We start from the raw sequence: 12,953 nt of genomic DNA, 5'->3' as shown, positions 1-12,953 counted from the left end.
ACTACCAATGGGCCCGAACCTGTCGTCTGACGATCTCAGTAGGTCATCGGGTTGGTTCAGACCGCACAAAGTCGGCCTAATGGACGAAGCAGGCGTTCGACTGGGTTCACATTTTCAGAAAAATGAAGGCGCTTTTTTTCTGCGCATTGGATCGGGCGATCAAAAGTTACAGCCAAAATACTTCTGTGAAGGTAAACCGATAGGAAGAACTGCCGAAGACAATGTACTCAGTCAAAAAGCCAAATTGCTTAAGTGAGGGACTCTGTGACTTCTGAGAACGCCTTAATTTATCTGTCTGACGACGACCTCGGGGGTTTAGGCATCCAACCTTCGGAAGTTGCCGATGCCATCGAGGCTGCTTTAATAGCCAAGGCAGACGGAAAGCTTCACACTTCTCCCAAGACAGTCATTTTGCTCGGCGATGGGCGCTACGCAATGTCTACATTGGCAATGGGAGATGATGGATTCATCGTGACCAAGCAGGTTACAGTGTGTCCGGAAAATCCGGCGAGGGGTTATCCCGCGATAAACGGTGCCATCATGGTTATGGATGCGCAAACCGGACTGCTTCGCGCGGTCTTGGGAGCGAATTGGATTACGGCAAACAGAACTGCGGCTCTGTCAGTGGTGGCAGCGCGTCGGCTTGCTGACCCTCATGCCGAGACAGTGGCTTTTGTGGGCGCGGGCGTGCAGGCTCACTCCCATCTAGCTGCGTTTTCAGAACTGTTTCCCTTGAAACGAATCCGCGTGTTCGGGCGAGGTAAAGAGAATGCCGACAAGCTTTGTCGTTATGCTAGGGGCATGGGTCTCGAAGCTGAAACATGCGCCGATGCCAAGGACGCTTTGAGTGATGCCGATCTGATAGTGACATCGATAACGTTGGACTACTCCATTGAACCCTTCTTGGATGCCCGATGGCTGAAGCCGACTGCCTTCGCCACCATAACTGATGCGTGCATCCCGTGGGTGCCGGCGCACATGATTGGTTTCAAAACGGTAATTGTCGACGACCGTTTGCAGGAGCTGGAAAGCGACAAGCCGATGTTGCCATACGAGCAAATTGCTGGCGACTTGACGGAATTGGTCGCTGGCAAAGTCGATGTCCGAGCACGCAATAAACCGGCGGCTTTTGCTTTCAGAGGGATTTCATTGGGGGATTATGCTGCTTCGGTCCTCGCAGTTCGCCGGTTCACCGAAAAACCCGTGGAGTGAGGCCAAAGACATGAACAACCACTTTGTAATTAGATACCGGAATGGTCGCTTTGGGCGCAGATATGCCATTCTCTGCGATCAGTTCAATTAGTTGGTCGCAGCCCAAAGCGGGCATTTGCTACTGAGCTTTGCAAATTCAACTGCGCGGGACGGGAGTTACTATTGGTGCTGAAGGTTTGAACGCGCGCTCCGAGCGCTTCGCCACGGCAAGAATGTAAGAAAGAAATTGACCGTGAAAAGCAAGGCGGCTGAAACAGCACTCTTTAAGGAAGCAGGCGCCACCGCACACTTTCGGGCAAAACAGGTTTAACCCAAGGTGTTGCCGGTGATGAAGGTGTACGAACTTTCGACCAGATCGATGACGACATCCAGCTCTTCTGGTGTGGTCGGTGTGTATATCATGACAAAGCCGCTCCATCCGGGGCGTTGATCGGCCCAAGGGTGAGCTACGGCCCAGCCAGCCTCAATAGCTTTTCGCGCCAATGCTGGGTCGAGCGAAGCGTGCAAACTGCCGTCAGGATGCAAATGCGCAAACTCAAACCCACCGACAATAGAGCTCGGTCGAGACAACAACATGTCGGGATCAAGCTGAAAGCCAATCGCGCCAGGTAGTGATATGCGTGTGGGGCCAAGTGTGACCCCTGGGAATTGCGCAACTCGCTCCAGCAATAGCCGGGCTAAATCGGCATCAATTTCGACACCGATCTGAGTATGCGGTACGCCGCTTGTCGTTTCGGGACGGGGCGAGGTGCGATCCGGCAAGGAGCGCTCTTGCGCGGACGCCATTGAGCACATCAATACCACTACCGTCACAGCAACCGCCAATGTTCTCAGGTGCACATTCATCGTGTTGACCATCTGCCAATCAAAAAGATTGAGTGTTGAGCGCAGTATCGGCGCCCTTGCACACATCATTCAGCCTTTAACGCTTCGATATTGATCAAGAGCTCTATTTCGTCGCTCACTGCTGGCGCAAATGCCCCAAGTCCGAATTCAGACCGCACGATAGTCGCCGTGGCAGCCAGCCCCAAGGTTGGCGTGCCCTCTTTTGGGCCAAACGGGTATGGCGCTGACTTGTTAAGCGTTGTTTCCAGAACAACAGGTTTGGTGACGCCATTCATGGTCAGGTCGCCAGAAATATTCGCGGTGTTGTCCCCGGTCACTTCAATGCTGGTTGAGGCGAATGTGACCACGTCACCGTCACTCGCGCTAAAAAAGTCATCGGACATGAAGTGTTGCAAACGGGCATCCCAGCCCGTGATCATGGATTTTACAGGCATAGACACTGTGACAGATGAGGCCGACGGATCATCTTCGTTGAACTCTATCTCACCGCTAAAACCTGAGAACATTCCAAATGTTTCTGAGAACCCGATGTGGTTGTAGCTGAACAATACCTGGCTGTGTCCAGGATCCAGCTCGTAGGTGCCACTCTCGGACAATGCGGTTGTCGCGCCCATCGATAAGAGTACCGCCAGCGGGGTTGCTGCCACTTTGAACATTGATACGCTCCCATTTTGACAAAACGTGTTTGTGGAATTGAGTATTGGGATTTAGGTGTTGGTCGACCATACTTTTAGGACAAAGTGTTCTACTATGCAACAAATTGTTCTATAGGAGGGGTGATTGAAAGAAGATCCTAGGCTGATCGCCACACGACTGACCGCGCTTGATGCTGCGCAAGAGATACTAATGGATGAGGGCGTGCTGCACGTAACTCATGGCTCAGTATCGAAGGCAACGGGCATTTCGCGCAGCACACTTTACAGACACTGGCCAGATGCGCGTAGTCTGCGTGATGCAGCGTTCAGGCGCATCGCAACACCGCCGAACATACCGCCCAAAACCGATGGCCCGCTACGATCTGACCTGCGCTGGCTACTCGGTGTACTGATGGGAGCCTTGAATGACACACCATGGGGCCAAATTGCGCCTCAGGTGGTCGCTGCTGCGTCCAACGATGCAGAAGCGAGGTTGGTGATCACTGAATTTATGAAAGACAGGTTCGCAAGTGTTGAAGCAGTATTTGCAGCCGCAATAGGCCGCGGTGAGATCACCGCTGACGTCCCGGTTGACCAACTCATAGAACTAGCAGTCGCAGCACCTTATTTCCGCAAACTCATACGTCACGAGGCACTGGACGAAGATTGGTTGGATCAACATGTTGATCTGCTTTGCAATATAGCGAAAACCAATTCGGGACATTGAACATCGCCTGAATTTGCAGACAAAGCGACCAAGAAGCCTAACGATCTCCAAGATCGCGGTGGGGCTACGTTCGCTGCGTGACATCAGCACGTCGCATGGTCAAAACGAACCGCTGCTCACAACGTTGATGTCTGTACCCTGATTTGTCGCTGCCGCTCATTCCTATTGCAACATGAACACCTTGGGTTCAGTGTTGCCATTCTCCGCAGCAAACACCATAGGCCGCTAACAGCCCAAAGCGGACCTTCAAGACAGGAATTTGCAGTTTCGTTGATGCGAACCTACCCGCCGTTCGCTGCAAGCGCTCAATCGGCGCTGCATCAGCGAAGGTGATCTGATGGGCGGAAAGCAGCCATTTTCTGCGGGATGCACGAAGGTATGCAATGCGGGTTTTCAGCCCCTCTCAACAAACAGGAGCAAAGGTGTTAGCGCGTCATTTGGAGTGTTACTCTGGTGTGACCCAAATCGGCGATGAATAGGCTCTTTCTTGTTGCCACGGCTTAAGGTGAATAGGTCGATCCACGCCAAACATCAGAGCATCAAATGTGGTCCAACGCGGCGTCGGGATTTCCAGAACACGGACATAGTAAAATGCGCGTTGGCTTGGATCAAAATCGAGATCTTCCCAAAATGCCTCGAGAAATGGGGACCCAATTGAATTGCGGTAAGTTGCGGTTTCGACATCGACGGTATTGCCAACCAGCAGCAGTTTATTGTCATCTCCGACGACACGATCATCTGACCATGCGACGTCGAAAACCTTTTCGTTCAGATCGCCAGACTTTGTGAGCCACCCCTTAACAATTTGAACACGATCAAGATTGGCTCCATTCGGGTCACGCAGCGCTCGAACCAGAAGTTTGGGCGGGGGCGCTTGGTCGTCAGCGATTAAATCACCGCCCATCGGCACTCCGTTTGCATAGCCAAATTTGGCAAAGTCGGAACGGGTAAGATCATCTTCAGTAAAACCGAACCCCGCGAAAACGCGTACGCGCATACGTGTGCCAGTTGTTGCAAAGACTTCCTTGCGCTTTAGCGCATCCCAAATCCCCTCGCGTGTGTTTTCACGCGCCCATACTGCCGCAAGCCCTGCAGCAAGCCCGTCTGCATGGGTCAAGTCATCAGATGGGTCATCCGGAGTAAAACGCCCTGTGATACGCTCTTCAAAGCGATGAGGATTGGCCGAAGGTTCAACAAGCGACACCTTGCCGAAGAAATTACTTTCCTGCGCTGTGGACAGGCCAGTATGAGAATCCGTTGAGCCAACCACGCCAAATTTGAACGGGTTCACCCCAATATCATCTTCATAGGCCATGCCGCGCTTCCATGCGCTGCGGGCATATTCTTTAGGCAACATATCGTTTGTCTTGGGCTCTGGTCCAAAGCTGCCTTTGTCCCAGGTTCCATAATCCGCGAAATCATCCTGTGGTGACAACAAGGGATGTGCCTCACCATCACCTTTGATCTGGGTAATCTCATAGACCGGTTCCCACCGTTGACGGCGCAACGCATAGTTGCGATCAATCGGCTCGCCGGAAAGGGTCGTGTCATCAAACATCAATCCGTTTGACAGGTTACCATTGTGCGGGATTGCCAGCACTTGCCCACCGGTCAAACTTTCGTAGTTTTCAAGCCAGTCCCAAAGCTCCTCAGGGTCTTCGGAATCATAGGCGCTAAACGGAATAATTTGATCTGCCAGTGCTTTACCATCCCGGAAAATAACGTTCCGATGCAAGTTGTTGCCGTTTGGTCCAGACGTCCATTCATAGCCGATCAACGCAGTAAATGCGCCCGGCTGATTGTGTTGTTCGGCAGCAGCCGTTACGCGCGGCCACATGGCCTCGCTGAAACCAGTTCCAGCAAGCGGGTCGGTGACAATGTTAAGCGCGTCTTGCATCCAAGTATCATATGACAAGGCCCTGGATTCATCTGTACGTGGTGCGTAAATTTCGCTGATCTTGCGCCCCCACTCATTCTCCTGAAGAGCGGGGCTATCTTCTTCCAGAGCGATTGGTAGGCCGAGGTTTTCTGCATGATCCGTCACCACCAACCAATCCAATGGCTGCTGCAAACGCGCAGGAATTCCATTGGACGAGGTGATCTCTTCACCCTTGGCAAACCTGTAGGCGTCATCTGGGGTCAGAATTGCCCCGACCAGACCGGCATCGGCCGAGTAAGCTGTATGTAAATGTGTATCACCAAAAAAAACCTGATTTGGATAATCGTCATTTATGTAAGGTGAGTACTCGATATTCTCAGTCGGCTGAGACCCCAGATCACCCAATTCCTGGGACATGGCTTGATGGGCGAGGGAAAGAACGCAGCCAAGAAAAACGGTGCGAAAAATCTGATGAGTAGCAAAATTCTCCATTGTGAATTCCTGTTTGCCTACCTGGTCAATCGTAATTTTCTTTCAGCTGCACCGTACGACAGACGAGACACAAATTCAGCATCTATCGATAGCAGGTACAGAATCAAACAGCTCACACAATTGTGTCTATCATTCAAAACTTTAAAGGGCCGTGACTAAAATGGGTCAACACCGTGAAACCGATAATGCGTGGAAGTGCATTTCCAATCAATCCTGCCATCAGACCGAACCTTCATCGCAACCCCGCACCAAGGTCAGCAATGGGGCCCTTAGCGGCTATCGACCTAATCAGGTGAATGTCGGGAAAGTCCGCACAACAGACATCGACCACCACTTCTGATCGTTTGAACCATACAAAAACTGTCAGATGACGGCTTTGAGCCCAATCTGTACCTTCGGTATTTTTGCTGCGCGTGCTCGCAGCACGAAAATCGCCGTAAGAGGTCAGGTTCCGCTGCCGCAGGGCAGCGGCAAAATCTGCCATTCGTCGATTGCGCAGAATTTTTAATACGACATATTCGCAGGTTGCTAGACAAGACGGCCATCGGCTTCAATCGCGCCAACAGCAGCTGACGAATTTAAGAACCGGATTTCCCTGTCAGCATAAATTGATTTGAAGGTGTGCCTGCCCGTCACTTGTCCGTTCAACAGAATGTCCTTTGGGACCAATCACACCACGAATGCGCGAGCGGAAATTTGAGAAGCCTTCGGATGTGACAACGTCTACGGCTTCATCCAAGTGCAGCTCTAACCGGAACCATCCTGTTTTCATGATCGAAATAGAGATCACATGCCCCGTGAACGGTTGCGATAGATACGTTCCGCTGACCTTGTCCCCGATGGCCCATCCCTTGGTTGGTCCGTTTCCGATGGCTGCAAACATCGTGTTCCAATCGCGGAACCCGTGTTGGTGGGCGACCAACTCGAGGGACTTGGCATGGCCGATCGATGCCCCTTCCTCGGTCAATTTTGTGCGCAAACGCTTAGCTTGATCCTTGGCTTGCGTAGCTGACGGAAATTGCGTGTTCATGACGCCGCTCCTTCTTTGGTGTGGAAAATACCCCATTTTAACTCTGGGTCTTGGGCGGAGAGCCACAGCACTACAATAGTGAGACCCAACATCATCACTTCGGCCAGCGGGCCCGCATACCATATGCCAACTTCGCCAAACCAGAGGGGCAACAGGAACGTCAACGGGATCGCAAAGGCATAAGGTTTTGTCAGCCCTAGAAGGGCCGCCTTTCCTGCAGATCCAATCGCCTGAAAATAGGTCGAAATCATCATCAACGGGCCCAACAGGAAAAAGAAACATGTCATGACCGGCAAGATGCGCGCAACCTCTGCAATGACCGACGTGTCGTCTACAAACGCGCTGGCGATCCGGCTAGGCATGCTAATCACAACGACCTGCACGATTGCGCAATAAACAAACGCGACCCAAAGTGCTATGCGCAGGCTTGCATCTGACCTTTGCCAAAGTTCAGCACCATAGTTGTTGCCCGTGATCGTCTGCATTGCAAACGACAAGCCCAGAAGTGGCAGGAAAGCAAAGGTGATGACCCGCGTGATGATCCCGTAAGCAGTAATTGTGTCGGCGTAACCCGGGCGGCCAATCCATTGGAGGGCTGAGATAATCGCGGCCGACCCGAGAGCTAGTCCAATGAAATTGAGGCTTTGTGGTGCACCCAGTGCGAGGATCCGCCCCCATTTTCCGCATACGGAATGGGACAGCAAGGTCGCAGGACGCAGCGATGTTTCCCCAAACAATCGGAACGCAAATATGATCGCAAACGCGAGCGCTTGTGCCGCCGCTGTGCCATAGGCTGACCCAGCTACGCCCATGTCCAGAACGGCGATGAGTACGTAGTTGAACCCGATGTTTGCAATCGAAACCAGCAGGCTCATCGCGGCCATAAAGCCCACGCGCCCTTCGTTGCGCAGCGCATCAGAATTTACCGACAACACGAACAAAAGCGGTGAGAAGAACACCGTAATCCGCAGGTAGACCAACCCCATTTGCGCCAAAGTCTCTGACCCACCAGCGGCCAGCAATGCAACTGGCTGGCCCAATAGAAGGAACAACACTATCAGAACTGCGCCCAATCCAATTGCCAGCCCGTGTGCGCCTGTAAACGTGGCACGCGCGCCGTTCACGTCACCCGCGCCAAGGGATCGCGCCAGAAGGCTCGACATGCCGTTCGCCACAAGCGTGGAAAGCGCCACAATCAGCATGTAGATCGGGAACATCAACGTGACCGCAGCCAGCGCATCAGGGCCTACATAAATGCCCAGCAACAGCGCATCTGCAACAGACAGAAGCCCATTCATTCCCATCACGAAAATTATCGGGAGTGCGGTCCTAAAATAGATGGTGCCAAGCGGCCCATCGGTGAATGTATTAGTGGGGCTATCGGTCATATCTCTCTTGCCTGATCGCGCAATTTGAGATGGGACCCGCATTACCATCCGCGCGATATGCGGAAAGAGGTAGATAGAGAATTACGTCGCAGAACTTAACCAAGACAAAAGTCAGCGGGAGGCAGGCGTCCACAGCCTGTACGTTGGCTAATCTGAAATTTTTCTGTCGTCAAGCGGTTAGACTGCATCCGGTTTTGCGGAAGCTGACTTTCGCCGCGTTGCAGAAAACCGCTAATATGGGCTCAAACCGGACGCTCAAACGCCTGATTGCGTTCCGGCAACATTATAAACCGTAAACAGCTCTTTCGGCTCGGCCACACCGCGCAGCATATAGCGCCCGACCGAGATCAGATCCTGATCGCAGGGCTGCGCCGCGCGGGCTACGTCATCCGAGATCAGTATCCGTTGCCCCAAGGACCGATGCATCCCAGCGATACGCGCGGCCTGATTCACCGCTGGGCCGATCACTGTGAAATCCAAACGTGTCTCAGAACCGATATTGCCATACAGAATTTCGCCCGCATGCAAGGCCAGTGTGAAGTTGGCCACCGGCAGTCCAGCGGATTCGCGCTGCGCATTCAGTTCGGCGATCCGGTCCTGCAACATGGGAACCGCCTGCAGGGCCGCCTGCACGTCCTCTTCAATCTCGCCGACATTGAACATAGCCATCAGTCCATCGCCCATGAACTTCAGGATATTGCCGCCATTATCGTGCACGACGCCAACGGCAACCGCCAGGTAGTCGTTCAACATATCGATGATCTCGATCCCGGGCAGATTCTCGGACAGGCTGGTAAAGCCTTCAAGGTCGAAATTCCATATCACGGCGTCGATCTGCTGTAAGGATCCGCGACGAATTTCACCCGACAAAACACGCCGTCCAGCATCCCGACCTAAGTAGACGCGCATCAGATCTTTGGATATCCGCGCGTTCGAGGCTGACTTTAGTGCCAGGCCCAAATGGGGCAGGGCCGTATTGATAAGGTCAAGATCCTGTTCCCGAAACCCATCCGGCGCGTTCGAGGCCCACGACAACAGGACTCCATCTACGGCTTTTTTTGAGGTCTGCGACCGCGGATCGAAATTCACACCTTTAGCGTAATACTCGGTCGCACCAGCTTCGCGTAATTCATTGATCAATGGATAGCGGCTGGGCTCGTTCTGATCGACCATGCGTTCATGGACGCCGTCAAGATCGTGATGTAAAATCGCATATAGAGGACTGCTCATCCAGTCTTCTCTGGTCTCTTCTGAATACTCGAATTTCTGATAGTCACCGCCGGTGTCTTGATACCAGCTGTATCCGGTGCCGCCATATACCGGGTGCAGCGCCGATTGCGCCGCGTGAAATCGCATCAGGGGCACACCAAGTTCAATCAGACGGGTGCAATAGCCATCCAGCAATTCTTCTTTTTCGGCACCTTCAAGGCCCCGCGTCACCAGCCAGTTGATCAGATCATTTGATTTTGCCGCGTTTTGGTTCGGGGCTGTCATTTCACATTCCTGTGTCCGCTCTGGCTTCCATCTGGGAGCGAAAGGTTCGAATTACCAGAGGTCAATTCATATCAGCCAGCTTTCGCAACATTTTGCGCAACAAGGTAGCCTCGTTTTCTGTGAACATTGCGGCAAGCTGAGCATCATATTGCTGCGCAATACCGCGCAATTCGCGATAAACCGACCGTCCGGCCGTGGTCAATGCAAGATGTTCAACGCGGCGATCTGTCTGGCTGACGGTCCTGACAAGAAATCGGCGCTGCTCAAGCCTGCTGACCGCGCGGCTTATCTTGGTTTTGTGAATCCGGGCGCGTTGACCGATTTCTTTCGCGCTCAATTCTCCGTAATTGCCCAGATGAAACAACACTCTCCATTCCGTGCGCAGCATCCCATAGCGGTCTTTGTATACACGCTGAAATTCCAGTGCGCTTTCCTCGGCTGCCCGGTTCAGCAGATAGGGCAGGAAATCCAGCAGATCAAACCCGTCTCTTTCGGTACTTTCTGTCTTTGTCATGCTTGTTAGTTACAAAATCAACTATTATCTCACAAGCAGAAAACAGCAGGAGCCAAGGATGAACCATCCGACAGACCCGCATAAAATGATCCAGGCCAGTACGCCCGCTGGCACCCATCCGGGCTATATGCCCGGCTTTGGCAATGATTTCGAAACCGAGGTCCTACCCGGTGCGCTGCCGCAGGGCATGAACAGCCCGCAACGCTGCAACTATGGGCTATACGGCGAACAACTGAGCGGCACTGCCTTTACCGCCAACCCACCCGAGCGCACCTGGTGCTATCGTATCCGCCCTTCGGTGAAGCATTCGCATCGCTACGATAAGATCGACCTGCCCTATTGGAAATCGGCACCTTGTGTTGACCCAGATGTTACCAGCCTGGGCCAGTATCGCTGGGACCCCGTCGCTCATACCCAAGATCGGCTGACATGGCTGACAGGCATGCGCACGATGACCACAGCAGGGGATGTGAATACGCAGGTCGGGATGGCCAGCCACATCTATCTGGTCACCGAATCGATGGTGAATGACTATTTCTTCTCGGCCGATTCCGAATTGCTGGTGGTGCCGCAAGAAGGCCGCCTGCGCTTTGCGACCGAGTTGGGGATCATCGACCTTGAACCCAAGGAAATCGCCATTCTGCCGCGCGGGTTGGTCTATCGGGTTGAGGTTCTTGAGGGCCCTGCCCGCGGCTTTGTCTGCGAGAATTACGGGCAAAAATTCGAACTGCCCGGACGCGGCCCTATCGGCGCCAACTGCATGGCCAACCCACGCGATTTCAAGGCACCTATCGCGGCCTATGAAGACCGTGAGGTACCATCGACCGTCACTGTCAAATGGTGCGGGCAGTTCCACACCACAAAGATTGGGCAAAGCCCGCTGGATGTAGTCGCCTGGCACGGCAATTATGCCCCGTACAAATACGACCTGCGCACATATTGCCCGGTGGGGGCGATCCTGTTTGACCACCCTGACCCGTCGATCTTCACCGTACTCACCGCGCCGTCCGGACAGCCGGGCACAGCCAATATCGACTTTGTCCTGTTCCGCGAACGCTGGATGGTGGCCGAAGATACGTTCCGTCCTCCGTGGTACCACAAGAACATCATGTCCGAGCTGATGGGGAACATCTACGGCCAGTATGACGCCAAACCACAGGGCTTTGTTCCCGGCGGCATGAGTCTGCACAACATGATGTTGCCGCACGGACCTGACCAGGATGCCTTTGACAACGCGTCGAATTCGAACCTTGGACCGGATAAGTTGGATAATACGATGTCCTTCATGATCGAAACCCGGTTCCCGCAGCATCTGACATCATTTGCAGCGACCGAGGCCCCGCTGCAGGATGATTACATTGACTGCTGGACGTCGCTTGAGAAAAAGTTCGACGGTACACCAGGCAAGAAATAATTCCGATTGAGGTCGCAGATTTTTCGACGAAAAATCTTGGCCCCTGACAGAGGTTTGGAGACAAAATGCCATTGAAGAAATCCTGGGTGAGCTCGGCCAATTCCGCCGATCACCCTTTTCCTTTGAACAACCTGCCTTATGGCGTGTTTTCGACAGGCGGCGAAGACCCGCATTGTGGTGTTGCAATCGGCGACATGATCCTTGATGTCACAGCTGCCGAGGCCGAGGGACTGGTCGTTCTGGACGACGAACCGCTGTTCGACCTGCCTTTCTGGAACCCGCTGATGGAGCAAGGCCCCGCCGTTTGGGCCGCCCTGCGCAACCGTCTGATGGATTTGCTGGCCGAAGGCAGCGCGGCACAAGAGGACGTCGCACCTTTGCTTGTGGCGCAGGCAGATGCCGAGCTGCACATGCCTTTTGCCGTCAGCGAATATACCGATTTCTACGCCGGTCGGCACCACGCCCAAAATGTCGGCACCATGTTCCGTGGACCAGAGAATGCATTGCCCCCTAACTGGCTGCATATTCCCATCGGGTATAATGGCCGGGCGTCTTCGGTCGTGGTGTCGGGAACAGATATCCGCCGCCCCTGGGGTCAGTTGAAATCCCCCGATCAGGACCTTCCGGCCTTCCTTCCCAGCCGTCGTTTCGACATCGAGCTTGAGATGGGCGCCATCGTGGGCACGCCCTCTGACGGACCAATTTCCGTACAAGAGGCAGACGACAATATCTTTGGCTATGTCCTTCTGAATGACTGGTCCGCCCGCGATATTCAGGCGTGGGAGTATCAGCCGCTTGGGCCGTTTCAGGCCAAGGCCACCGCCACGTCGATCAGCCCATGGATCGTGACCAAGGCGGCGCTGGAACCTTTCCGCTGTGACACGCCCGAGCGGGATTTTGAGTTGCTGGATCACCTCAAAGAGAACGGCCCGATGCTGTATGACATTGATCTGTCGATCACGATGGCTCCGGACGGCAAGGCCCCGACGACCATTGCGCGGACAAACTATAGTCAGATGTATTACTCCGCCGCGCAGCAACTGGCCCATCATACGACCTCGGGCTGCCCGATGAACACCGGCGATCTGCTGGGGTCCGGCACCATCTCTGGCCCGACAAAGCCCGAGCGCGGTTCGATGCTGGAGCTCAGCTGGGGCGGGAAAGAGCCGCTAACGCTGGAGACCGGCGAAAGCCGCAGCTTTATCGAGGATGGCGACACGCTGACCCTGACAGGGGCGGCCAAGGGGAAAGGGTACACGATCGGATTTGGCGAATGTGCCGGAACCGTGCTGCCCGCGCTTAAAAACCCATATTCGCGATAA

The 12,953-nt window shown here is 53.8% G+C and carries 12 protein-coding genes; 5 read left to right on the top strand and 7 right to left on the bottom strand.

The window, feature by feature from the left end; genetic code table 11:
* The first annotated feature begins 79 nt into the window (after window positions 1–79).
* Window positions 80–256, top strand: coding sequence for a hypothetical protein (locus AC2FH9_RS05120; protein WP_496705695.1), 177 nt, complete (start codon window positions 80–82; stop codon window positions 254–256).
* A gap of 8 nt (window positions 257–264) precedes the next feature.
* Window positions 265–1,212 (top strand): ornithine cyclodeaminase family protein, encoded by a 948-nt coding sequence (locus tag AC2FH9_RS05115; protein WP_496871014.1) that lies wholly within the window; start codon window positions 265–267, stop codon window positions 1,210–1,212.
* A gap of 306 nt (window positions 1,213–1,518) precedes the next feature.
* Here AC2FH9_RS05115 and AC2FH9_RS05110 read toward each other — a convergent pair whose 3' ends face one another.
* Together AC2FH9_RS05110 and AC2FH9_RS05105 are read right to left on the bottom strand one after the other, a co-directional pair.
* Window positions 1,519–2,070: a luciferase domain-containing protein gene (locus AC2FH9_RS05110; protein ID WP_496871013.1), complete on the bottom strand. Its 552-nt coding sequence runs from the start codon at window positions 2,068–2,070 to the stop codon at window positions 1,519–1,521.
* A 53-nt stretch (window positions 2,071–2,123) separates the two neighbouring features.
* Window positions 2,124–2,714, bottom strand: coding sequence for a YceI family protein (locus AC2FH9_RS05105; protein ID WP_496871012.1), 591 nt, complete (start codon window positions 2,712–2,714; stop codon window positions 2,124–2,126).
* Window positions 2,715–2,838: 124 nt separating this feature from the next.
* Between AC2FH9_RS05105 and AC2FH9_RS05100 the strand changes: the two genes are divergently transcribed.
* Window positions 2,839–3,420 carry a TetR/AcrR family transcriptional regulator gene (locus AC2FH9_RS05100; RefSeq protein WP_496871011.1) on the top strand — a complete coding sequence of 194 codons (582 nt, stop codon included), beginning with the start codon at window positions 2,839–2,841 and terminating at the stop codon, window positions 3,418–3,420.
* A 445-nt stretch (window positions 3,421–3,865) separates the two neighbouring features.
* Here AC2FH9_RS05100 and AC2FH9_RS05095 read toward each other — a convergent pair whose 3' ends face one another.
* From AC2FH9_RS05095 to AC2FH9_RS05075, 5 genes are all read right to left on the bottom strand, one after another.
* The gene (locus tag AC2FH9_RS05095; protein ID WP_496749385.1) at window positions 3,866–5,716 is read right to left on the bottom strand and encodes a DUF3604 domain-containing protein; all 1,851 of its coding nucleotides are present in this window, start codon (window positions 5,714–5,716) and stop codon (window positions 3,866–3,868) included.
* A gap of 673 nt (window positions 5,717–6,389) precedes the next feature.
* Window positions 6,390–6,821 carry a glyoxalase superfamily protein gene (locus AC2FH9_RS05090; protein ID WP_496871010.1) on the bottom strand — a complete coding sequence of 144 codons (432 nt, stop codon included), beginning with the start codon at window positions 6,819–6,821 and terminating at the stop codon, window positions 6,390–6,392.
* Window positions 6,818–8,209, bottom strand: a complete 1,392-nt coding sequence (locus AC2FH9_RS05085) for an MATE family efflux transporter (protein ID WP_496871009.1) — start codon at window positions 8,207–8,209, stop codon at window positions 6,818–6,820. Before AC2FH9_RS05085 ends, AC2FH9_RS05090 begins: the two co-directional genes overlap by 4 nt.
* A gap of 255 nt (window positions 8,210–8,464) precedes the next feature.
* Window positions 8,465–9,703: an adenylate/guanylate cyclase domain-containing protein gene (locus AC2FH9_RS05080; RefSeq protein ID WP_282022217.1), complete on the bottom strand. Its 1,239-nt coding sequence runs from the start codon at window positions 9,701–9,703 to the stop codon at window positions 8,465–8,467.
* A 61-nt stretch (window positions 9,704–9,764) separates the two neighbouring features.
* A complete protein-coding gene (locus tag AC2FH9_RS05075) occupies window positions 9,765–10,217 on the bottom strand; it encodes a MarR family winged helix-turn-helix transcriptional regulator (RefSeq protein ID WP_142639108.1) in 453 nt (150 codons plus the stop codon).
* A 58-nt stretch (window positions 10,218–10,275) separates the two neighbouring features.
* On the opposite strand from AC2FH9_RS05075, the gene hmgA reads away from it, so the two are divergent.
* Both hmgA and fahA read left to right on the top strand, forming a co-directional pair.
* Window positions 10,276–11,631 carry a homogentisate 1,2-dioxygenase gene (gene hmgA, locus AC2FH9_RS05070; RefSeq protein WP_496871008.1) on the top strand — a complete coding sequence of 452 codons (1,356 nt, stop codon included), beginning with the start codon at window positions 10,276–10,278 and terminating at the stop codon, window positions 11,629–11,631.
* A gap of 65 nt (window positions 11,632–11,696) precedes the next feature.
* Window positions 11,697–12,953: a fumarylacetoacetase gene (fahA, locus tag AC2FH9_RS05065; RefSeq protein WP_496871007.1), complete on the top strand. Its 1,257-nt coding sequence runs from the start codon at window positions 11,697–11,699 to the stop codon at window positions 12,951–12,953.

It is taken from the genome of Ruegeria sp. CDSC081 (genome assembly GCF_059610485.1).
This window is presented reverse-complemented; position numbering and strand designations above follow the sequence as displayed.